Source organism: Cupriavidus sp. GW823-FHT07B10, from assembly GCF_058794355.1.
This window is the reverse complement of sequence record NZ_JBXAGS010000001.1, coordinates 240,586-261,166: the sequence shown is the minus strand read 5'-3', so window position 1 is coordinate 261,166 and position 20,581 is coordinate 240,586. Positions and strand designations below refer to the sequence as shown.

Genomic DNA, 20,581 nt, shown 5'->3' with positions numbered 1-20,581 from the left:
TCAGCCGCCGTGGTTATGCAGCACGGCATTACGCCGCGCGTAGCCGAAGTAGATCACCAGCCCCACCGACAGCCACACGAGGAAGGCAATCCAGGTCAGCGCCTGCAGATGCGCCATCAGGAACAGGCAGAAGCCGATCGACAGCAGCGGTACCACCGGCACGCCCGGGCAGCGGAATGCGCGCGGCAGTTCCGGGCGCGTCTTGCGCAGCACCAGCACCGCCACCGAGATCAGCGTGAAGGCCGCCAGCGTACCGATATTGATCAGCTCGGCCAGCACGTTCAGCGGCACGAAGGCGGCAATCGCGGCAAACACGATGCCGACGATCCAGGTGGCGAAATACGGCGTGGCATGCACCGGGTGCACGGATGACAGCCGCTCGGGCAGCAGGCCGTCGCGCGACATCGCAAAGATCACGCGGGTCTGGCCGTAGGTCATCACCAGGATCACCGTGGTCATGCCCAGGATCGCGCCCAGGTCGACAAAGCCCGCCACCCAGTTCTGGCCCGCGAACTGCAGCGCCAGTGAGACCGGGTGGTCCACGCCGGCAAACTTCGCGAACGGCACGATGCCGGTCATGATGGCGGCCACCACCACATACAGCATCGTGCACACCGCCAGCGAACCGATGATGCCGATCGGCAGGTCGCGGCGCGGGTTGCGCACCTCTTCCGCGGCCGAGGTCACCGCGTCGAAGCCGATAAAGGCAAAGAACACCAGCGCCGCCGCATTGAAGATGCCGGCAAAGCCGAATGGCGCGAACGGCTGCCAGTTGGCCGGCTGCACATGCCACACGCCCACCGCGATAAACAGCAGCACCACGCCGATCTTGACCGCCACCATCAGGTTGTTGATGCGCGTGGATTCGCGCACGCCGTACGACACCACCCAGGTGATGGCCAGCATGATCAGGCACGCCGGCAGGTTCAGCATGGACTTCACCCCCGGCACCGAGCCTGGCGCCGCGGTCAGCGCCGCCGGCAGTTTCAGCCCGAAGCCCGCCATCAGCGACTGGAAGTAGCCCGACCACCCCACCGACACGGCGGACGTGGCCAGCCCGTATTCCAGCAGCAGGTCCCAGCCGATCATCCACGCGACGATCTCGCCCAGCGTGGCATAGCTGTACGTATAGATCGATCCCGACACCGGGATCGCCGAGGCAAACTCCGCGTAGCACAGCGCGGCAAAGCCGCACGCCAGCGCCGCGATCACGAACGACACCGTCAGCGCCGGCCCCGCGGTCAGCGCGCCGGTGCCGGTCAGCACGAAAATGCCGGTGCCGATGATGGCGCCGATGCCCATCATCACCAGGTCGGTTGGACCCAGCACCTTCTTCAGGCCGTCATCGCGCGCGACGGCCAGCATCGCGTCGATGTCCTTGGTGCGGAACAAGCTCATTCAGACTCCATGCAACTGTGGCCGGGCACGCGGCGGCAAGCCGCGCGGGCCCGGAAAAAGGGCGGTAGTTTACGCCCGCCGCGGCGCGAAGGCGTCACATTGCGCGCCCGCGCGCGGCAGGCACGTCATCGAATGATAGGAAAGGCCAGGCTGGCCGGCACTGACCGCAGGCAAAGTCAGCCGCCGCAGCCGGGCGCCGACAGGATGCCGTCCACGCGCGCCAGGGCGGCGGCAAGCGGATCGAGCGCCAGCAGTGCAGCGCCGGCAAGGACCAGTGCCGCCAGCGCTGCAATCCTCGCGCGCAGCGGCCACGGCACCGCCAGGGCCGCCAACCCCAGCGGGGCGAGGGCCGCGCAGGCAAGAAGGAGCCGCGGCAGCATCGGCACTTCAGCGGCTGGCAGCCTCGGGAACCGCGGCGTGTGCCGGGCCCTTGGCAAGTGCCGGCAACGGCCCCGCGCGGCGCAGGCCAAGCCACGAGCACGCGGCGGAGCACAGCGTCACCGCCACCAGCGCCGTGATGCTGTGCTGGTAGCTGCGCGTGGCATCGAACGACCACGCCCCCAGCTGCACCGTCAGGAAGGCGCCCAGCTGGTGCCCGAGGAACAGCAGGCCAAACACCTTGCCCTTGATCCGGCTGCCGTAGCGCTCGAAGCAGAACATCGAGGTCAGGATCACCGTGCCCAGATAGCTGGCGCCAAAGCCGACCGCAAACGGCAGCACGCCCAGGCCCGGCACCAGCAGCAACAGCATCGATGCCGAGCGCAGCGCGTAGAACGCGGCCAGCAGCCGGTGCTTGTCCCAGCGCAGCGCCAGCGCGCCGGAGACCAGGCCACTGGCCAGCTCCAGCGCGCCGAGCGTGCTCATCGCATAGCCCATCGCCAGCCGCGGCACGCCCTGCCCCTGCCAGTACGCGATCAGGTGCACGTCGATAAAGGCCATGGTGGCACCGCAGCCGAAGAAGCCGGCCGCCAGCGCATAGAACACCGGGTCACGCCGCACCACCGTCCATGCCGGCACATCGGCCCCGGCCGTGCGTGGCGCCGGTGCGGACGCCGGCTCCCAGCGCGAAGTCAGCCACAAGGCGCCGGCCACCGGCAACGCAAACACCGCACCGGCCACGCCGAACGCCGTGATCCAGCCCGCCTGCGGCTGCAGCCAGATCCACAGCGGCGACAGCACGATAAAACCGATCGCGGTGCCGTTGGTAACCACCGCATAGGCCAGCCCCTTCTTGCGCTCCTCGAACAGCCGGTCCACCAGGATGCCCATCGGCACAAAGGTCATGGCCGCCAGCCCGAACGCACCGGCGAGGCCGAACATCAGCACGAAGAACGTCAGCGATCCCGGCCACAGCGCCGCGCCACCCAGCGCAATGCCTGCCGCCAGCGCCCCAGCGGCCGCGGTGCGCAGCGGGCCGACGCGATCGCTGAGCGCGCCGACCACCGGCGACATCAGCCCGGTGGCGAGCATAAAGACACTGCCGGACCAGGCAAACTGCGCACGGCCCTGCCCGAAGTGCGTGGCGAGGTCGACGAAGTACACCTGGTAGAGGCCCTTGACCGCGGTCGAGACAAACATCGCGGCGAAGCCGATGGCGACCAGGGCAAGGGTGATGGCGGGGATGCGTGTGCGGGGCATGTCGATCTCTCAGTCGTGCGAGGCCTGGTGCCATGCTAAGCCAGCCCGCCCTCCGGCCATGGCAACCGCCTGGCCCAGAAAAGCAACTTTTCGGCCATCCCTGGTGTGATTCGCGCGAGAATGGCGGCATCGTACCGCTCGCTCTTCCCTTGCCGCGATGACTACCGCTTATCTCCTGGTGCTGCCCAACGTCCACATGCTCGACCTTGGCGGCCCGCTGCAGATCCTGGCCAGCGTATCGGAACTGGGTATTGGGCCACTCAAGGTGCGCTGCGTCGGGCCACATTCGAGCGTCCCTTCGTTCCAGGGGCCGGCACTGAGCCAGGTCGAACGCCTGCCTGCACGACTCGCCTCCGGCGATGTGGTGCTGGCCATCGGCAGCAAACTTCTGGACACACTGACCCGTTCGCCGGCATGGCACGATAGCGTGAATTGGCTGAAGAGGTCTTTCGCCGACGGCAGGAACGCCGACGTACAGGTTGCCGCGGTCTGCACCGGTGCCTTCCTGCTCGGCGCCGCCGGCCTGCTCGACGGCCGCCTGTGTACCACCCACCACGCCCATACCCGCCGCCTGCGCACGCGGCACCCCGCCGCCTCGGTCATCGAGAACCGGGTCTTCGTTCGCGATGGCAATGTGTGGACGTCAGCCGGCGTGGCTTCGGGCATCGATCTGGCGCTGCGTCTGGTGGCCGATGCCTATGGCGACGAAGCCGCCATCGCCGTGGCGCGCGACAACGTGGTGCCCTTCCGCCGCTTCGGCGGCGATCCGCAGCTCGCCCCGCAGCTGCGCGCGCGCTCGCACGGCAATCCGCTGGTGCATGCGGTACAGGACGCGATCTCGCGGGAACTCGACACCAATGTTGCCGACCCGCGCTTTGCCGACCGCTTTGCCATCAGCGTGCGGCACCTGTCCCGCGTGTTCCACGAAGAAACCGGCCTCACGCCCAAGCAGTACCAGCTCACGCTACGCATGGCGCGCGCGCGCAAGCTGCTGGCGTCGTCATCGTTGCCGGTGGAAGAGATTGCGCTGAAAAGCGGCTTCGCCAGCGTGCAGGCCTTCCGCGCGTGCTGGAACAAGGCAGAGCCGGCCACGCCGAAGGCCTACCGGCAAGCCCGCGCCGGCAGCGCGGAATGACCGCGCTCAGGTGTGCATCAGGATATTGACCAGCCGGCCCAACGGATCGCGCACGTAGAAGCGGCGCACACCCCACGGCTCGTCCGCGGGACCGTACTCGATGGCGAAGCCGCCGGCCAGCATGCGGCGATGCGCCTCGTCCACGTCATCGACCTCGATCGACAGGTCCGGCACCGGCGTGCCGTTGCCGCCTTCCGTGGCGAAACTGAGCTGGACGGTCATGGTCGAGGTGCTGCCGTAGGTCCGGATCCAGCCGTGGTCCATCAATACGTCCAGGCCCAGGATGTCCTGGTAGAAAGCGCGGGCACTGGCCGGGTCGGCGACCGCGATGTTGGCAACGATCCGGTTGACCTTCATGCCCGCTCTCCCCTTACTTCGCCACCGGCATGGTGAACTCAGCGCCCTTGGCGATCGAATCCGGCCAGCGCTGCATCACGCTCTTGTAGCGCGTGTAGAAGCGCACGCCCTCTTCGCCATAAGCATGGTGGTCACCGAACAGCGATCGCTTCCAGCCACCGAACGAATGCCAGGCCATCGGCACCGGGATCGGCACATTGATGCCGACCATGCCGACCTGGATCTGCCGCGCGAATGCACGCGCGATGCCGCCATCGCTGGTGTAGCACGACACGCCGTTGCCGTATTCATGCGCATTGATCAGCGCCACCGCTTCGGCAAAGTCATGCACGCGCACTACCGACAGCACCGGGCCGAAGATCTCTTCCTTGTAGATCGTCATATCCGGCTTGACGTTGTCGAACAGCGTGCCGCCGACATAGAAGCCGTTCTCATGGCCGGGTACGGTATGACCGCGGCCATCCGTGACCAGCGTCGCGCCCTCTTCCACGCCCTTGGCGATATAGCCCTCCACCTTCGCCTTGTGCGCAGCGGTTACCAGCGGACCCATTTCGGCGTCGGACTCCATGCCGTTGCGGATCTTCAGCGAGCTCGCACGTTCGGCGAGGCGCGGCACGAGCTTGTCAGCGACATCGCCCACGGCCACGGCGACCGAGATCGCCATGCAGCGTTCGCCGGCAGAACCATACGCGGCACCGATCAGCGCATCGACCGCCTGGTCGAGATCGGCATCGGGCATCACCACCAGGTGGTTCTTGGCGCCGCCCAATGCCTGCACGCGCTTGCCGTGCCTGGTCCCTTCCGTGTAGATGTACTCGGCGATCGGCGTCGAGCCGACGAACGACAGCGCCTGCACATCCGGATGCGCAAGCAATGCATCGACGGCTTCCTTGTCGCCCTGCACGACATTGAACACGCCATCGGGCAAACCAGCCTGGCGCAGCAGGTCGGCAATCAGCAGGCTCGGCGACGGATCACGTTCCGACGGCTTCAGCACGAAGGTATTGCCGCACGCCAGCGCCACCGGGAACATCCACATCGGCACCATCACCGGGAAGTTGAACGGCGTGATGCCGGCCACCACGCCCAGCGGCTGGCGCAGGTTCCAGTTATCGATGCCGCCGCCGATGTTGTCGGTGAAGTCGGTCTTGAGCAGGTTGGGGATGCCGCAGGCAAATTCCACCACCTCGATGCCGCGCGTGACTTCGCCCCTGGCGTCCGAGAACACCTTGCCGTGCTCGCGCGTGATCAGCGCGGCCAGGTCGTCGTGGTGCTGGTCGAGCAGTTCCTTGAACTTGAACAGGATGCGCGCGCGGCGCAGCGGCGGGGTGTCGGCCCAGGCGGGGAATGCCGCATGGGCGGCGGCAACGGCGTCGGCCACGTCCTGCGTGGTGCCGAGCGCCACGCGTGCTGCGACTTCGCCGGTGGCGGGGTTGAACACGTCCGCCAGGCGCTGGCCGCCGGCGCGGCGCACAGCGCCGCCGATGAAATGGTGGATCTCGGCCAGTTGCCGGTTTTCTGCGATGCTCACTTGGGATTTCCTTCGATAGCCGCGGCACGCAAGTCAGCGCGCCCCCGGCATGCAATCAGGGAGGCCGGACCCGCAGGTCCGGCGGCAATGCGATGCGGCGCGCGCCGCTTACTTGATGTCCTGCAGCGCCTTCTTCACCGTATCGAACAGTTCCCCGATCTGGGCTTCAGAGATGATCAGCGGCGGCGAGAACGCCAGGATGTCGCCGGTGTAGCGCACCAGCACGCCGAGTTCCAGGCACTTCAGGAAGGCCTCATACGCGCGCGCGCCGGGCTGGCCGGGACGCGGCTCCAGCTCGATGCCGGCAACCAGGCCGTAGTTGCGGATGTCCTTCACGTGCGGCGCACCGCGTACCCCGTGCACCGCGGCTTCGAACACCGGCGCCAGTTCGGCGGCGCGGCCGAACAGGTTTTCGCGCTGGTACAGGTCAAGGGTGGCAATGGCGGCAGCCGCGGCCAGCGGGTGGCCGGAGTAGGTGTAGCCATGCAGCAGCTCGATCGCGCCCGGCGCGGCCGAATTGACCACGGTGTCATGCACTTCGCGGCGCACGGCGACGGCGCCCATCGGCACCGCGGCGTTGTTGATCGCCTTGGCCATGGTGATCAGGTCCGGCGTAACCTTGAAGCGCTCGGCCGCGGTGGCGGCGCCGAGGCGGCCGAAGGCGGTGATGACCTCGTCGAAGATCAACAGGATGCCGTGCTTGCTGGTGATTTCACGCAGCTTTTCCAGGTAGCCGACCGGCGGCACCAGCACGCCGGCGGAGCCTGCCAGCGGCTCGACGATCACGGCGGCAACGTTGGACGGGTCGTGCAGCGCGAGGATGCGCTCCAGCTCATCGGCCAGGTGCGCGCCCCACTGCGGCTGGCCCTTGGAGAAGGCGGCCTCGGCGATATTCAGCGTGGCCGGCAGGTGGTCGGTGCCCGGCATCAGGTTGGCCGAGAACGCCTTGCGGTTGGGGCCGATGCCGCCCACCGCCATGCCGCCGAAGCCCACGCCGTGATAGCCGCGCTCGCGCCCGATAAAGCGCGTGCGCTGGCCTTCGCCGCGTGCACGGTGGTAGGCCAGCGCGATCTTCAGCGCGGTGTCGACCGACTCCGAGCCAGAGTTGGTGAAGAAGATGCGGTCGAGCCCCTGCGGCATGATCGCGGCCACCTTGGTGGCGGCCTCGAATGACAGCGGATGGCCCATCTGGAACGGCGGCGCATAGTCCAGCGTGGCGGCCTGGCGCGCTACCGCCTCGGCGATTTCCGTGCGGCAGTGGCCGGCGGCCACGCACCACAGGCCGGCGCAACCGTCCAGGATCTGGCGGCCGTCGTGGGTGGTGTAGTACATGCCGCTGGCCGACGCCAGCAGGCGCGGCGCCGCCTTGTACTGGCGGTTGGCGGTGAAGGGCATCCACAGGGCATCGAGATCGGGAATCACGGTCTTGGCGGCGTCCATACGTCCTCCTAAGGGGGAATCGGGTCGGATTGGCTGGTGGCACGCTGACTGGCAGCGCGGCGGCAATGAGGGCCACTCTACCGGCGGCGTCTGGCCGACAAAATATACAGTCCGGACAAGATTGCCTTACCGTGCAGTTTGAACACGCAAAACCGTACAGGCAAGCGTCATCGGGGTGCCGCCAGCCCGCCGCTGTGCCACGACCGCTCTGGACCGCGGTACGCCTTCCCACGCTGCACTGCGGCAAATTTCGCTTTGCGGAAGACCACCGCGTCCTGGCCTGCCTCCAGCCGCTAAACTGTACAGGTTCACGCCTGCCCGAGTGCCTGATGCTGACCCTGAACCTGACCCGCACCCGCCGCGACGGCGACACCCTGACCGAGCAGATCGTGGCCGGCATCGCCGCACTGGTCGAGCAGCGCGCGCTGCGCGCCGGCACCGCCCTGCCCTCGGTGCGCCGCTTTGCGCAGCACCACCATGTCAGCACCTTCACCGTGGCCGAGGCCTACGGCCGGCTGACGGCGCTGGGCTACCTGGCGGCGCGCCCGGGCTCGGGCTATACGGTTGCACATCGCCATGCCCCGGCCGGGCACGCGCGCGCGCCGCAATGGGAGGCGCCGGGACTGAACGCAGCGTGGCTGCTGTCGGATGTGTTCGCCGACCACTCGGTGCCGATCAAGGCCGGCGCCGGCTGGCTGCCCGGCGACTGGCTCAACGAGGAAGGGCTGCACCAGGCCATGCGCGCCTCGGCGCGGGTGCCGGCGGCGCAGCTGTCGGGCTACGGCCATCCGTATGGCTTTGCTCCGCTGCGCGAGCATATCGCCGCCGGCCTGGGCCAGTACGGCATCCCGCTGCAGGCGCAGCAGGTAGTACTGACGCAGGGCGCTACGCAGGCGCTGGACCTGGTGGTGCGCACACTGCTGCGTGCCGGCGACAGGGTGCTGGTGGAATCGCCCTGCTACTGCAACCTCTTGCAGATCCTGCGGCTGGCGGGGCTGCGCGTGGTGGGCGTGCCGCGCTCGGCGGCGGGGCTGGATACCGACGCGCTGGACGATGCCATCCGCGCCCATGCCCCGCGCGCGCTCTTTATCAATACCGTGCTGCAGAACCCGACCGGCGCCAGCCTGAGCAGCATGAACGCCTTCCGCGTGCTGCAGCTGGCCGAGCAGCACCGGCTGCTGGTGGTCGAGGACGATATCTACCGCGAGCTGGCGCCGGCCGGCTCGCCGATGCTGGCGGCCATGGACGGGCTGTCGCAGGTGGTCTACATCAATGGTTTTTCCAAGACCATCACGCCGTCGCTGCGTGTCGGCTATCTGGCCGCCAGCCCCGACCTGGCCAAGGCCTTCGCGCGCACCAAGATGGCGGTCGGCCTGACCTCATCGGAAGTCACCGAGCGGCTGGTCTACTCGGTGCTGACCAGCGGCCACTACGGCCGCCATGTGGCGGCGCTGGCCGAGCGGCTGCGTGCGCAGCAGGATCGCGTGACGGAAAAGATGGAAGCCCACGGGCTGGAAGTGCTGCTGCGCCCCGAGGGCGGGATGTTCGCCTGGGCGCGCCTGAACGAGGCGGCGCAGGCGCGGCTGCAGGCCAGCCGCCGCGGCGGGCCGCTGCACGGCAACCGCCTCGCCACGCTGGCGCTGGAGCATGGCATCTGGCTCGCGCCAGGGTCGTATTTCGAGCCGGACGAGACCGATTCGCCATGGATCCGCTTCAACGTGGCCACCGGCGATGCGCCACAGCTGTGGCAGTTCTTCGACCGCCTGGCGCAGGCGCCGCGCGCGGCGTAGCACCCGGGCAGCATGGAGCGGTCAGCTCCAGAGGCGCTCGACGAGCCAGCCTGCGGTGGCGCAGAGTCCCAGCCAGGCGGTCAGGCAGATAGCGATAAAGCGATAACTCATCTTGGAATGGACAACAAAGTCGTGGAGGCAGTGTGAATTTTTCGTTAAATCATACATCCATTCATGAATGTATGTAAGGGCAGCGTGGATTCCCCGCTGGCAGCCAGGGTCTATTTGTACCGCAGGGAGCACACAAAGTACGCGCCAGCTGTCCCTGCAACCGTCAGGGACGCGGCCGCCGAAGCGCCGGGGCTCTGCTACCCTTGAGCCTGCATTGCCCCACACGGGGTGACGATTTCAGCTCTCCAGCGCAGCAGAACCAGACCATGCATAGCCACGACCTGTCCGCCTGGACCCACAGCCACGCCTTCGACGCCGGCAACCGCGCCGCCGAACGCGGCACACGCCTGGTGATGGCGATCACCGCCGCCACTATGGTGGTAGAGATCGCTGCCGGCCTTTGGTTCAACTCGATGGCGCTGCTGGCCGATGGCTGGCACATGAGCTCGCACGCGCTGGCCATCGGCCTGTCGGCCTTCGCTTACGCCGCCGCGCGCCGCTACGCCGGTGACCGGCGCTTTGCCTTCGGCACGTGGAAGATCGAGGTGCTGGCCGGCTTTGCCAGCGCGGTGTTCCTGCTTGGCATCGCGGCGCTGATGGCGGCCGGCTCGGTCGAGCGGCTGCTCAGCCCGCAGGACATCCACTACCGCGAGGCCATGGCCGTGACCGCGCTCGGCCTGCTGGTCAACCTGGGCTGCGCGCTGATCCTGGGCGGCCATGCGCACGGACACGACCACGGGCACGACCATGGCCACCATCACCACGGCCACGACCATGATCACGGCCACAGCCACCACCACGACATCAACCTGCGCGCCGCCTACATGCATGTGCTGGCCGACGCCGCGACCTCGGTGCTGGCGCTGGTCGCGCTGGCCGGCGGCTGGTGGCTGGGCTGGGCGTGGCTGGATCCGGTGATGGGTCTGGTGGGCGCCGCGCTGGTCGGCAGGTGGGCCGTCTGCCTCCTGCGCCAGAGCGGCGCCGTGCTGCTGGACCGCGAGATGGACCACCCGGTGGTGGAAGAAGTGCGCGAGGTGCTGGCGGGCCTGGACCCTGCCGACGCCAACGGCGAGGAGCGCACCAGTGTGACCGACCTGCATGTCTGGCGCGTGGGCCGGCAGCAGTTTGCCTGCATCGCCTGCCTGGTCACGCACGATCCGGCGCTGACCCCGCAGCGCGTGCGCGAGGCGCTATCCGTGCATGAGGAACTGGTGCACGTGACGGTGGAGATCAGCCGCTGCGAGGGCGCGCACTGAGGCGTGCCAGCGGTGCTTGCGGGTTCAGTCCAACTCGCACCACATGCATAGCGGCGGCGTATCGGTATGGCGGTGGAATTCGCTCGATGACATGACTTCGGCCGGCAGCTTCGCGGCCGGCACCAGCGTAAAACCGTAACGCGAGAAATAGCTCGGGCAGCTTGAGGCCAGCAGCACCGCGCGCCGCGCGCCGTTGGCGCGTGCGCGCATCAGCGCGGCGCGCACCACATGCGTGGCCACGCCCTGGTCGCGGTGTTCCGGCAATACGGCAACGCTGCGGATCACCACGGTCTCGCCGAAACGCTCGCCGGCAGCGCAAGCAATGATCTGCGATCCAAGGATGGCGACGTGGAAGTGCTCGAGCAAGCGGGCCACATCGTCCACGGGCAGGCCGCAGCGTTCCAGCACGCTGCCCACGGCTGGCGCGTCCGAGGGCATGGCCGCCCGGATCCGCAAGTCCTTGATCATCTGGAGCCTCTCTTTCTCACATCACCTCGCGACGGGGACACCATGGAAGCCCGGACATGGTTGTGCCGCCATCCGGCGGCACGGGTTGCACGCAGGCCATGTGGCCTGGCAGGCAACATTACCCGATTCAGTGGCGTTGTTCTATTGGGGAAGTAACGGAACAGAGGTGTCCGAAATGGCCCTCGCGATCACGGCAACTACGCGCACCACGACATGGCTGCCGCGCATGAACGGTCCCTGTGACACGCGTATGAAAATGGGGGAAATTGCGCGGGCGCACGCAAGACTGCCCGGCAACTTGTGCCAGGCAAAGAAAACTGGAGGCGGGGATACGGAATCGAACCGTCGTATACGGCTTTGCAGGCCGTTGCATCACCACTCTGCCACCCCGCCGCTGACGCCGCGTCTGTGCGACGCTACGTGCTGCGGGCCGCAGTGTAGCGGGAAATGGAAATCTTTGCAGGAGACGGCAAGGCTAGCCGATGCCGCCCATCGCGGACTGGATGTAGTTCTGCAACCCGACCTTGTTCACCAGTTCCAGCTGCGCCTCGAGCCAGTCGATATGTTCCTCGGTGTCGGCAAGGATATCGACCACGATCTCGCGCGAGACATAATCGCCGACTGACTCGAAGAACTTGATCGCTTCCTTGCAGCTGGCCTGCGACACCTGTTCGAGCTTCAGGTCGCAGCCGAGCATCTCCTCGGTGTTCTCGCCGAGCAGCAGCTTGTCCAGGTCCTGCAGGTTGGGCAGGCCATCGAGCAGCAGGATGCGCTCGATCAGCTTGTCCGCGTGCTTCATTTCCTCGATCGATTCCTCGTACTCGTGCTTGCCCAGCGCACCGAGCCCCCAATGCCGGTACATGCGGGCATGCAGGAAATACTGGTTGATCGCAGTCAACTCATGGCGTAGCTGGCCATTGAGCAACTGGATCACCTTTTTGTCGCTTTTCATGACTGCCCCCAACGCCCCCTCAAAACCGATGGACCCACTCTCATTTTCGTAATCACGAAAACCCCGCAGTGATTATCCCGCCGCGAACTTCATGGTAGTCCGGCAAGAGCGGACATCAAGCAGATTCGGCCTCGCCGCCGCATTTTCGCCGGGTTTTCACGCGCCATTGCGGATGCGAATACCAATGGTTTCCATTCGGTTTTCAAAAGCGCTTCGCTCGGCATCGTGCAAATAGAAGAGCGGGCGCACACGGCAATTGCCGCGCCGCCCGCCATCGGGAGCCACCCGTGAAAATCAGTCGAGCTTCGCGCCCGAATCCGCCACCAGCGTCTTCAGCACCGGCCAGTCGCGCGCATACAGCGCCTGCGCCTCGGCCGGCGAGCTGCCCACCGTGCGCAGCCCCAGCGCGACCAGTCGCTCCTGCATGTCGGGCGCCTGCAGGATGGCGCGCACTTCGCCTTCAAGCCTGGCGAGAATCGGCGCGGGCACGCCCACCGGCGCCACCAGGCCGATCCAGCCGACGGTCTTGAAGGCGCTGTCCTGCATGCCGGACTCAGCGAAGGTGGGCATGTCAGGCAGCGCGCTGCTGCGCTGCGTGCCGGTCACCGCCAGCGCCTTGAGCTTGCCGCTCTGGATATAGGGCTTGGCGGTCAGGATGCTGGCAAAGCCGAACTGCACCTGCCCGCCCAGCAGGTCCTGCATCATCGGCGCCTCGCCCTTGTAGGGCACGTGCGCGGCCTGGCCATGCACCAGCTTGCTGTAGTAGGCGCCGCTCAGGTGCGACAGCGAACCCACGCCCCACGAGGCATAGCTGAGCTTGCCCGGCCGGCTGCGCGCGTAATCGCCCAGTTCGCGCACGGTGCGCGCCGGCACCGACGGATGGGCCACCAGCACCAGCTGCGCATCGGCCAGCACGCTGATCATGGTCAGGTCCTTGCGCGGGTCGTAGGGCAGTTTCTGGTACAGGAACTGGTTGGTCAGCACCGACTGCGTCAGGGTCATCAACAACGTGTAGCCATCCGGCGCGGCCTTGGCCACGGCGTCGGTGCCGATGATGCCCGAGGCGCCCGCCTTGTTGTCCACCACCACGGGCTGGCCCAGGCGCTTGCTGAGCTTTTCGCCCATGGCACGGGCGATGGTGTCAGTGCCGCCGCCGGCCACATAAGGCACCACGATGCGGATCGGTTTGGCGGGATAGGTCTGTGCCGCGGCGGGCAGGGCCAGGCTGAGCGAAAGCCCGCCAATCAGCCCACCAGCGGCCAGCGCGAGCGATGCGCGTCGGTTCATGTCGTCTCCAGGTCGTCTTTATGGTTTTGGGGGACAACGTTAGCTGGCTTGAGAAATTACGTCCAATGCAATATTTTTCAGTTTTTGATGCAAGAATGATTAATTCATGGGTCTAAGGCAGCTGCATCACTTCGTCACGCTGGTCGAGCAAGGCAGTTTTGCCCGAGCCGCCGGCGCCCTGCACCTGTCGCAGCCGGCGCTCACCCGCAGCATCCAGGCGCTGGAAGCGGACCTGGGGCCGCTGATCGACCGCAGCTACGGCAAGGTGCGGCCAACCGCGGCGGGCATGCTGGCGCTCGAACGCGCGCGCCGCATGCTGCGCGAACAGCGCGAGTTGCGGCGCGACCTGCAACTGCTGGAGGAAGTAGAGATCGGCACGATCCGCGCGGGCTTCGGGCCGTTCGCGGCATCGTTCCTGCTCGATCCCGTGCTCGAGACGCTGGTGCGGCGCTACCCGCATCTGCGCATCGACCTGGAAACCGCGGACACGCCGGCCATGCGGCGTTCGCTCGAAGCGGAACGCCTCGATGTCTTTGTAGGCGAAAGCCGCAGCCTGGCGGAACTGGGACACCTGCAGATTGACCGGCTGCCGGCACTGGAAACGGCATTCTTCGTGCGCAGCGGGCACCCGCTGGCGCGGCAGCGCGAAGTCACCCTGGCCGAGCTGCGCGCCTATCCGGTGGCAGGGACGCGGCTGCCGGCGCATATCCTGCGCTTCTTCCGGCAGGCACTGCATCAAGCCAGCGGTGGCAGCGGCCCGGTTTCCGAGGACGCGCCCGGGCTGATGACCGTCACCTGCAACGACATGCACGCGCTGCGCTCGCTGCTGCTGGCCGTCGATGCCGTGGCGCTGGTACCCGTGGCGATGATGGCCGAGGCCTGCGCGCAAGGCATGGCCGTGGCCCTGCCGATGCACCCGCCAACCGAGCTGAGGGCGCAGTATGGGATCGTGTCGCTGGCCGGGCGCTCACCGTCGCCGGCCATGCGCGTCTTCGCGGCGCTGGTGCATGAAGCAGTGGCGCAAGCCGGCGGCGGTGCCGGGCTGTAGGACCAGGTCATGGCCCGGGCGTTGGGGATTCAGCCAGCAGCGACCGCGGGCTGCACAGCTTCGACACGCGACGGCAGGTGCGCGGCCAGCCGGCGGCGCGAGCGCTCAGGGTTGACCACGTACAGCCCGGCCAGCGCCACCAGCACGCCGGCCAGCGACGACACCGATGCGTCGATGGCGAGGATCGCACCGCGCTGTTCGCGTGGCCTGCGCACCACGCTGCTGCTGCTGGAAGCCGGCCGCCGGCTGCTGCGAGCGCACGCTGGAACAGGTCTCGATCCAGGAAATCTGCGCGCAGGCCGGCGTCACGACCGGCGCGTTCTACAGCCGCTTCGAAGGCAAGGATAGCTATTTCAGGGCGCTGCAAGCCCTGGTGCTGGCCACGCTGCGCAAGGGCATGGCCGAGCCGCTTGCGCAACTCCACCCGGCGGGCGCCTCGCCGGAACTGGAACTGCGCATCCGCTTTGCGCACCAGGCGCTGGCCGGCACGCTGCTGTACGCGCTGATCAACCGCGACAGCACCTTTGCGCTGTCGGACCGGCGGCTGGATATGGAGATGGCACGGGCGTTCCTGCTGTACGTGGCATAGCCACGCGCCGCCAATGCCAAGAGGCCCCGCGGGGCCTCTTGGTTCTTCCAGCAAGTGCAGCGGGGCTGCCCGCGCCTTACTCCACCGTCACTGACTTCGCCAGGTTACGCGGCTTGTCCACGTCGGTGCCACGCGCGCAGGCCGTGTGGTAGGCCAGCAGCTGCAGCGGCACCACGTGCAGGATCGGCGAGAGATCGCCGTAGTGCTCGGGCAGGCGGATCACCTGGATGCCGTCGGACGACTGGATCTGGGTGTCGCTGTCGGCAAACACGTACAGGCGGCCACCGCGGGCGCGCACTTCCTGGATGTTGGACTTGAGTTTTTCCAGCAGTGCGTCGTTGGGGGCGACGGTGACCACCGGCATGGCTTCGGTGACCAGTGCCAGCGGGCCGTGCTTGAGCTCGCCCGCCGGGTAGGCCTCGGCATGGATATAGGAGATTTCCTTGAGCTTGAGCGCGCCTTCCAGGGCGATCGGGTAATGCAGTCCGCGGCCGAGGAACAATGCGTTCTCGCGGCGCGCGAAGTCTTCCGACCAGGCGATGATCTGCGGCTCCAGCGCCAGCACGCCATGCAGCGCGGCGGGCAGGTGGCGCAGGTTGGTCAGGGCCTTGGCCTCGGCGTCTTCGGTCAGCAGGCCGCGCACCTTGGCCAGCGCCAGCGTCAGCATGTAGAGCGCGGCCAGCTGCGTGGTGAAGGCCTTGGTCGAGGCCACGCCGATCTCGGTGCCGGCGCGCGTCAGGAAGCGCAGCTCGGTCTCGCGCACCATGGCGCTGGTGGCCACGTTGCAGACCGCCAGCGTGTGCACGTGGCCAAGCGCGCGCGCATGGCGCAGCGCGGCCATGGTGTCGGCGGTCTCGCCGGACTGCGAGATCACCACCACCAGCGCGCGCGGATTGGGCACGGTCTCGCGGTAGCGGTATTCGCTGGCGACCTCGACCTGGGTCGGGATCCTGGCAATGCTCTCCAGCCAGTATTTGGCGGTGCAGCCGGAGTAGTAGCTGGTGCCGCAGGCCAGGATCAGCACGCTGTCGATGCCGGCAAAGACCTCGGCGGCGCCGCTGCCGAACAGCTCCGGCGAAATGCTTTCAATGCCTTCCAGCGTGTCGCCCAGCGCGCGCGGCTGCTCGAAGATCTCCTTCTGCATGAAGTGGCGGTACGGGCCCAGCTCCACCGACGCGGCGTGCGCTTCGACCACGCGCGCCTCGCGCTCGACCGGATGGTCGTCGACGTCGTGGATGGTCACGCCGTCCAGCGTGAGCTCGACCACATCGCCCTCTTCCAGGTAGATGATGCGGTTGGCGGTGCCGGCCACAGCCAGCGCGTCGGAGGCCAGGAAGGCCTCGTTCTCGCCCAGCGCCACCACCAGCGGCGAACCGGCGCGCGCGCCGACCACGCGGCCGGGCTGGTCCTTGGCGAACACGGCGATGGCGTAGGCGCCGTGCAGGCGCTTGGTCACCGCGCGCACCGAGGCGAACAGGTCGCCGCGCGTGGCACTGCTGGGGTAGGTGTAGGCCTGGTGGATCAGGTGGGCAACCACCTCGGTATCGGTCTGCGATTCAAAGCCGTAGCCGACCGCGCGCAGTTCTTCGCGCAACGGCTCGTAGTTCTCGATGATGCCGTTGTGCACCAGCGCGATGGTCTCGCCCGACAGGTGCGGGTGCGCGTTGACGGTATCGGGCTTGCCATGCGTGGCCCAGCGCGTATGCGCCACGCCGGTGAAGCCGGACAGGCCGGAAGCCTGCGTCTGCGCCTCCAGGTCGGCCACGCGCGACACGGTGCGCGCACGCTCGACCGCATCGTCGCGCACGACGGCGACGCCGCACGAGTCATAGCCGCGATACTCCAGGCGGCGCAGCCCTTCGATCAGGACCGGAACGATATTGCGCGTGGAAACCGCGCCGACGATGCCACACATGCTGAACCCCCGTTTGCTGGCGCCTGCCCGTAGACCTCAGGCGCCGGTATGAATCCTGTGGCGCCGCCTCGCCGAGGCGGCGCGTGCCCTGGCCGCCCGCGGGCGGCCCTCTGACGCTTACTTCTTCGGCTGCTTGACCGGCCGCTGCCAGGCGTCGATGGTCAGCTGCTTGGCCCGCGACAGCGTCAGCTTGTCGGCGGGCGCCTCCTTGGTCAGCGTGGTGCCGGCGCCCAGCGTGGCGCCGCGGCGCACCGTCACCGGGGCCACCAGCTGGGTGTCGGAGCCGATAAAGACATCGTCCTCGATCACCGTGCGGTGCTTGTTCACGCCGTCATAGTTGCAGGTGATGGTACCCGCGCCAATATTGACGCGCGACCCCACCGTGGCATCGCCCACATAAGCCAGGTGGTTGGCCTTGCTGTGCGCGGCCACCTGGGCATTCTTGACCTCGACAAAGTTGCCGATATGCACGTCCTCGCCCAGCTCGGTGCCGGGGCGCAGCCGCGCGTACGGCCCGATGCGCCCGGCGGGGCCAACCCTGGCCTCGTCGATATGGCAGAACGGGTGCACCTGGGCGCCGGCGCCGACGGTGCTGTTGCGGATCACGCAATGGGCGCCGATGCGCACACCGTCTTCCAGGTGCACGCGCCCTTCGAATACGCAGCCGACGTCGATGGTGACGTCGCGCCCGCAGCTCAGTTCGCCGCGCACGTCGATGCGGGCCGGATCCAGCAGCGTTACGCCGGCTTCCAGCAGCCGCCGGGCCTGGTTGCCCTGGTGGATGCGCTCGACCTCGGCCAGCTGCAGCTTGCTGTTGACGCCGAGCGTCTCCCAGATCGCCGCCGGCTGGGCCGAGACAGTCTCCACGCCATCGGCCACGGCGCGCTCGACCGTGTCGGTCAGGTAGTACTCGCCCTGGGCATTGTCGTTGCGCAGCGTCGACAGCCACTTGCGCAGGTGGCCGGTGGGGCACACGATAATGCCGGTGTTGATCTCGCGGATTGCCTTCTCGGCCTCGCTGGCGTCCTTCTGCTCGACGATGCGGACGATGCTGCCCGCGGCATCGCGCACGATGCGGCCGTAGCCGGTCGGGTCGGGCATTTCCACGGTCAGCACGCCCAAGCGCTGGGTGCCGGCTTCGGCCACGAGTGCCTGGAGCGTGGCAGCGCTGGTGAGCGGAACGTCACCATACAGAACCAACGTGGGCTGGCTGTCGTCCAACAAGGGAAGTGCCTGCATCACCGCATGGCCCGTGCCCAGCTGCTGGGGCTGTTCGGCAAAGGCGACATCGTCGGCGGCAACGGCCTCGCGCACGTGCCCGGCACCGTGGCCGACCACGACCACCAGCCGCGACGGCGACAGCGCACGTGCCGTGTCCAGGACATGCGCGAGCATGGGCCGCCCGGCTACCGGGTGCAGTACCTTGGGCAAATCGGAATACATCCGCTTGCCCATGCCCGCGGCGAGAATGACGATATTCACAAGGAGACCCCTAGGTGAGTGTGTCCGAAAATATTCTTGAAAACGCCAGCCGGGTGTTTGGCGGACTGCGCCGCCAGGCTTGGCGAAAACCTGCAGCCAGGCCTGCGCATAATCCCGCAAACCCTTGCCAGGACTTGGCTGGCAGTCATCTGGGTGGCCCGGTTGCGATGCGCGCCGATTTTAACATGGCGGTTTCTGCGCATCAGACCGTCGTTTCCGAATTTCACAATTGCTGGGCCCGGCGGATTTTCGCGATTCTGGGCGCGGCGGCCTTGTGCGCCTGCAGCGCCATGAAGCTGGGATACCAGCAGGGTGACCACCTGGCCTACTGGTGGATCGACAACTACGTCGATGTCAGCACGGCCCAGGAACCGCTCACGCGCGAGGCCATTGCACGCTTTTTTGCCTGGCATCGCAAGGCGCAGTTGCCGGAAATCGCCACCTTGCTGCAGCAGGCCAAGGCCGACGTGCGCCAACCGGTGACCCCGGCCACGGTCGAGCACTTCCAGGATGCCTCGCAGCAACTGGCGCGCAAGTCGTTCGAACAGGCGATGCCCGACCTCGCCGACCTGTTGCTGACGCTGACGCCTGAGCAGATCGGCCGCATGGAAAAGAAATTTGCCGAGGGCAATGCCAAGTACCGCAAGAAATTCCTGAATCCAGACCCTGCCGAGCGCGAGGAAGCGCGCTATGACAAGGTGATGGACTACGCGAGGCTGGTCTACGGCAACTTCTCCAGCGATCAGGAAAAGGCCATCCGCGCCAGGATGGGCCCGGTGGTGCAGAATGCCGAGGCGCGCTACGCCGAGCGCGTCGCCCGGCAGCAGGAATGGCTCAGGATGGTGCGCTACGTGCAGGCCACGCAGCCGCCCAAGGCGCAGGTGATAGACGTGCTGCGCCGCTTCCGCGAATACTGGCAGAACCCGCCAGCCAAGCATGCCGCCAGCCACGAGGCCAGCATCAATGCGGGCATCGCGCTGACCGTGGCCATCGCCAACATGACCACGCCGCAGCAGAAAGCGCATGCGCAAGACCGGTTCCAGAAATGGATCGACGACACGCATGCGCTGATACGCGAGAAGGCAAACGCCCCGGTGCAGTCGGCGGCGACAAACTGAAGCCCTGCCCAAAACGAAGCACGCCCGCGCAAGCGGGCGTTTTTCCATGCGGCGGGCGCTGGCGCTACTGCGTGCCGGCCTGCTCCGCCGCCGGTGCCGCAGCAGCCGCGGGCGGGCGCTCGAAGCGCACGAACTCCATCCGGTTCTCTTCCACGTTGCCGGCAAACATCAGCGGCTGCTGCTGGAAGGTGGTTTCGCCGAACAGTGACGCCTCATCCACCTTGGCCAGGCCGGTGGCCAGCCCGGTGAACGGGAACAGGTCGGTATCGGCCAGGTGCGACGGCACCACGTTGCGCAGCGCCGAGAAGATATTGTCGATACGGCCCGGGTTCTGGCGCTCCCAGTCCTGCAGCATCTCGCTGACCTTCTTGCGCTGCAGGTTTTCCTGCGAGCCGCACAGGTTGCACGGGATGATCGGGAATTCCATGGCGCGCGCGTACGACGCGATGTCCTTCTCCGAGCAATACGCCAGCGGGCGGATCACGATGTGCTGGCCGTCGTCGGTCGACAGCTTGGGCGGCATCGCCTTCATCTTGCCGCCGAAGAACATGTTCAGGAAGAAGGTCTGGACGATGTCGTCGCGGTGGTGGCCCAGCGCGATCTTGTTGGCGCCCAGCTCCTTGGCGGTGCGGTAGATCACGCCGCGGCGCAGGCGCGAGCACAGCGAGCAGGTGGTCTTGCCCTCGGGCACCTTCTCCTTGACGATCGAGTAGGTATCCGCCTCGACGATCACATATTCCACGCCGACCGACTTCAGGTACTCCGGCAGGATGTGTTCCGGGAAGCCGGGCTGCTTCTGGTCCAGGTTCATCGCGATCAGCTTGAACTTGATCGGCGCGCGCTTCTGCAGCGCCATCAGGACCGACAGCATGGTGTACGAGTCCTTGCCGCCACTCATGCAGACCAGCACGGTGTCGCCGTCCTCGATCATGCCGAAGTCGCCGATGGCCTTGCCGGTTTGCGATTGCAGCCTCGTCTCGAGGCGGTAGAAGTTGTTAGAGTGGCTCATGGAGCATCCTGTTGCGTGGCGCCCGCCGGATGGAATGGCCGGCGCGGCGCGAAGGGG

The 20,581-nt window shown here is 67.2% G+C and carries 19 protein-coding genes and 1 tRNA gene; 6 read left to right on the top strand and 14 right to left on the bottom strand.

Translation table 11 applies throughout. From position 1 onward, the window contains the following. The 3 genes from bcaP to AC1Q6V_RS01320 form a co-directional block, all read right to left on the bottom strand. On the bottom strand, positions 1 to 1,398 hold the full coding sequence (bcaP, locus tag AC1Q6V_RS01330) for a branched-chain amino acid transporter BcaP (RefSeq protein WP_439671187.1): 1,398 nt from the start codon (positions 1,396 to 1,398) through the stop codon (positions 1 to 3). 176 nt (positions 1,399 to 1,574) lie between these two features. Next, positions 1,575 to 1,778: a hypothetical protein gene (locus AC1Q6V_RS01325; RefSeq protein ID WP_454749512.1), complete on the bottom strand. Its 204-nt coding sequence runs from the start codon at positions 1,776 to 1,778 to the stop codon at positions 1,575 to 1,577. 7 nt (positions 1,779 to 1,785) lie between these two features. Continuing rightward, entirely contained in the window at positions 1,786 to 3,036 is a 1,251-nt protein-coding gene (locus AC1Q6V_RS01320; protein ID WP_439671186.1) for an MFS transporter, read from the bottom strand. Between the two features lie 157 nt (positions 3,037 to 3,193). Here AC1Q6V_RS01320 and AC1Q6V_RS01315 point away from each other — a divergent pair, with 157 nt between their 5' ends. Next, positions 3,194 to 4,171 carry a GlxA family transcriptional regulator gene (locus tag AC1Q6V_RS01315; protein ID WP_011614442.1) on the top strand — a complete coding sequence of 326 codons (978 nt, stop codon included), beginning with the start codon at positions 3,194 to 3,196 and terminating at the stop codon, positions 4,169 to 4,171. Positions 4,172 to 4,177: 6 nt separating this feature from the next. Here AC1Q6V_RS01315 and AC1Q6V_RS01310 read toward each other — a convergent pair whose 3' ends face one another. The 3 genes from AC1Q6V_RS01310 to aptA all read right to left on the bottom strand — a co-directional run bounded on the left by AC1Q6V_RS01310 (position 4,178) and on the right by aptA (position 7,499). Beyond that, positions 4,178 to 4,528, bottom strand: coding sequence for a glyoxalase superfamily protein (locus AC1Q6V_RS01310; protein ID WP_439671185.1), 351 nt, complete (start codon positions 4,526 to 4,528; stop codon positions 4,178 to 4,180). A 13-nt stretch (positions 4,529 to 4,541) separates the two neighbouring features. Continuing rightward, positions 4,542 to 6,059, bottom strand: a complete 1,518-nt coding sequence (locus AC1Q6V_RS01305; protein WP_492344478.1) for a CoA-acylating methylmalonate-semialdehyde dehydrogenase — start codon at positions 6,057 to 6,059, stop codon at positions 4,542 to 4,544. A 108-nt stretch (positions 6,060 to 6,167) separates the two neighbouring features. Beyond that, positions 6,168 to 7,499, bottom strand: coding sequence for an omega-aminotransferase AptA (gene aptA / locus AC1Q6V_RS01300; protein WP_010813359.1), 1,332 nt, complete (start codon positions 7,497 to 7,499; stop codon positions 6,168 to 6,170). Positions 7,500 to 7,828: 329 nt separating this feature from the next. Here aptA and AC1Q6V_RS01295 point away from each other — a divergent pair, with 329 nt between their 5' ends. Both AC1Q6V_RS01295 and dmeF read left to right on the top strand, forming a co-directional pair. Beyond that, positions 7,829 to 9,289 carry an aminotransferase-like domain-containing protein gene (locus AC1Q6V_RS01295; protein ID WP_439671183.1) on the top strand — a complete coding sequence of 487 codons (1,461 nt, stop codon included), beginning with the start codon at positions 7,829 to 7,831 and terminating at the stop codon, positions 9,287 to 9,289. A gap of 377 nt (positions 9,290 to 9,666) precedes the next feature. After that, complete coding sequence (gene dmeF / locus AC1Q6V_RS01290) at positions 9,667 to 10,656, top strand: CDF family Co(II)/Ni(II) efflux transporter DmeF (RefSeq protein WP_011614438.1); 990 nt, start codon at positions 9,667 to 9,669, stop codon at positions 10,654 to 10,656. Positions 10,657 to 10,680: 24 nt separating this feature from the next. On the opposite strand, the gene AC1Q6V_RS01285 is transcribed toward dmeF, so the two are convergent. The 4 genes from AC1Q6V_RS01285 to AC1Q6V_RS01270 all read right to left on the bottom strand — a co-directional run bounded on the left by AC1Q6V_RS01285 (position 10,681) and on the right by AC1Q6V_RS01270 (position 13,363). Next, a complete protein-coding gene (locus tag AC1Q6V_RS01285; RefSeq protein ID WP_010813356.1) occupies positions 10,681 to 11,124 on the bottom strand; it encodes a GNAT family N-acetyltransferase in 444 nt (147 codons plus the stop codon). Between the two features lie 318 nt (positions 11,125 to 11,442). After that, a tRNA-Cys gene (locus tag AC1Q6V_RS01280) sits at positions 11,443 to 11,517 on the bottom strand. An 82-nt stretch (positions 11,518 to 11,599) separates the two neighbouring features. Then, positions 11,600 to 12,076, bottom strand: a complete 477-nt coding sequence (gene bfr, locus AC1Q6V_RS01275; protein WP_010813355.1) for a bacterioferritin — start codon at positions 12,074 to 12,076, stop codon at positions 11,600 to 11,602. Positions 12,077 to 12,370: 294 nt separating this feature from the next. Beyond that, a complete protein-coding gene (locus AC1Q6V_RS01270; RefSeq protein ID WP_010813354.1) occupies positions 12,371 to 13,363 on the bottom strand; it encodes a Bug family tripartite tricarboxylate transporter substrate binding protein in 993 nt (330 codons plus the stop codon). A gap of 106 nt (positions 13,364 to 13,469) precedes the next feature. Between AC1Q6V_RS01270 and AC1Q6V_RS01265 the strand changes: the two genes are divergently transcribed. Further along, positions 13,470 to 14,411 carry a LysR family transcriptional regulator gene (locus AC1Q6V_RS01265; protein WP_058698562.1) on the top strand — a complete coding sequence of 314 codons (942 nt, stop codon included), beginning with the start codon at positions 13,470 to 13,472 and terminating at the stop codon, positions 14,409 to 14,411. Between the two features lie 29 nt (positions 14,412 to 14,440). Here AC1Q6V_RS01265 and AC1Q6V_RS01260 read toward each other — a convergent pair whose 3' ends face one another. Further along, positions 14,441 to 14,629: a hypothetical protein gene (locus AC1Q6V_RS01260; protein ID WP_454750104.1), complete on the bottom strand. Its 189-nt coding sequence runs from the start codon at positions 14,627 to 14,629 to the stop codon at positions 14,441 to 14,443. Between AC1Q6V_RS01260 and AC1Q6V_RS01255 the strand changes: the two genes are divergently transcribed. Then, positions 14,614 to 15,000, top strand: a complete 387-nt coding sequence (locus tag AC1Q6V_RS01255) for a TetR/AcrR family transcriptional regulator (protein WP_232626213.1) — start codon at positions 14,614 to 14,616, stop codon at positions 14,998 to 15,000. The genes AC1Q6V_RS01260 and AC1Q6V_RS01255 overlap by 16 nt on opposite strands. A 76-nt stretch (positions 15,001 to 15,076) precedes the next feature. On the opposite strand, the gene glmS is transcribed toward AC1Q6V_RS01255, so the two are convergent. Then, the gene (glmS, locus tag AC1Q6V_RS01250; protein WP_011614436.1) at positions 15,077 to 16,915 is read right to left on the bottom strand and encodes a glutamine--fructose-6-phosphate transaminase (isomerizing); all 1,839 of its coding nucleotides are present in this window, start codon (positions 16,913 to 16,915) and stop codon (positions 15,077 to 15,079) included. 117 nt (positions 16,916 to 17,032) lie between these two features. Beyond that, positions 17,033 to 18,397, bottom strand: coding sequence for a bifunctional UDP-N-acetylglucosamine diphosphorylase/glucosamine-1-phosphate N-acetyltransferase GlmU (glmU, locus tag AC1Q6V_RS01245; RefSeq protein ID WP_454750103.1), 1,365 nt, complete (start codon positions 18,395 to 18,397; stop codon positions 17,033 to 17,035). A 290-nt stretch (positions 18,398 to 18,687) separates the two neighbouring features. Between glmU and AC1Q6V_RS01240 the strand changes: the two genes are divergently transcribed. Beyond that, complete coding sequence (locus AC1Q6V_RS01240) at positions 18,688 to 19,515, top strand: DUF6279 family lipoprotein (protein ID WP_010813349.1); 828 nt, start codon at positions 18,688 to 18,690, stop codon at positions 19,513 to 19,515. A gap of 64 nt (positions 19,516 to 19,579) precedes the next feature. Here the strand turns inward: AC1Q6V_RS01240 and ttcA are convergent, their stop codons facing one another. After that, complete coding sequence (gene ttcA, locus AC1Q6V_RS01235) at positions 19,580 to 20,524, bottom strand: tRNA 2-thiocytidine(32) synthetase TtcA (protein WP_011614434.1); 945 nt, start codon at positions 20,522 to 20,524, stop codon at positions 19,580 to 19,582. Between the last annotated feature and the right edge of the window lie 57 nt (positions 20,525 to 20,581).

What these genes read in the sequence shown, in the direction of transcription:
- dmeF (WP_011614438.1), top strand. Translation starts at nt 9,667, where the DNA reads ATGCATAGCCACGACCTGTCCGCCTGGACCCACAGCCACGCCTTCGAC.
- glmS (WP_011614436.1), bottom strand. Translation starts at nt 16,915, where the DNA reads ATGTGTGGCATCGTCGGCGCGGTTTCCACGCGCAATATCGTTCCGGTC.
- AC1Q6V_RS01295 (WP_439671183.1), top strand. Translation starts at nt 7,829, where the DNA reads ATGCTGACCCTGAACCTGACCCGCACCCGCCGCGACGGCGACACCCTG.
- AC1Q6V_RS01320 (WP_439671186.1), bottom strand. Translation starts at nt 3,036, where the DNA reads ATGCCCCGCACACGCATCCCCGCCATCACCCTTGCCCTGGTCGCCATC.
- aptA (WP_010813359.1), bottom strand. Translation starts at nt 7,499, where the DNA reads ATGGACGCCGCCAAGACCGTGATTCCCGATCTCGATGCCCTGTGGATG.
- AC1Q6V_RS01285 (WP_010813356.1), bottom strand. Translation starts at nt 11,124, where the DNA reads ATGATCAAGGACTTGCGGATCCGGGCGGCCATGCCCTCGGACGCGCCA.
- AC1Q6V_RS01325 (WP_454749512.1), bottom strand. Translation starts at nt 1,778, where the DNA reads ATGCTGCCGCGGCTCCTTCTTGCCTGCGCGGCCCTCGCCCCGCTGGGG.
- AC1Q6V_RS01270 (WP_010813354.1), bottom strand. Translation starts at nt 13,363, where the DNA reads ATGAACCGACGCGCATCGCTCGCGCTGGCCGCTGGTGGGCTGATTGGC.
- AC1Q6V_RS01240 (WP_010813349.1), top strand. Translation starts at nt 18,688, where the DNA reads ATGAAGCTGGGATACCAGCAGGGTGACCACCTGGCCTACTGGTGGATC.
- ttcA (WP_011614434.1), bottom strand. Translation starts at nt 20,524, where the DNA reads ATGAGCCACTCTAACAACTTCTACCGCCTCGAGACGAGGCTGCAATCG.
- bfr (WP_010813355.1), bottom strand. Translation starts at nt 12,076, where the DNA reads ATGAAAAGCGACAAAAAGGTGATCCAGTTGCTCAATGGCCAGCTACGC.
- bcaP (WP_439671187.1), bottom strand. Translation starts at nt 1,398, where the DNA reads ATGAGCTTGTTCCGCACCAAGGACATCGACGCGATGCTGGCCGTCGCG.
- AC1Q6V_RS01310 (WP_439671185.1), bottom strand. Translation starts at nt 4,528, where the DNA reads ATGAAGGTCAACCGGATCGTTGCCAACATCGCGGTCGCCGACCCGGCC.
- AC1Q6V_RS01315 (WP_011614442.1), top strand. Translation starts at nt 3,194, where the DNA reads ATGACTACCGCTTATCTCCTGGTGCTGCCCAACGTCCACATGCTCGAC.
- AC1Q6V_RS01265 (WP_058698562.1), top strand. Translation starts at nt 13,470, where the DNA reads ATGGGTCTAAGGCAGCTGCATCACTTCGTCACGCTGGTCGAGCAAGGC.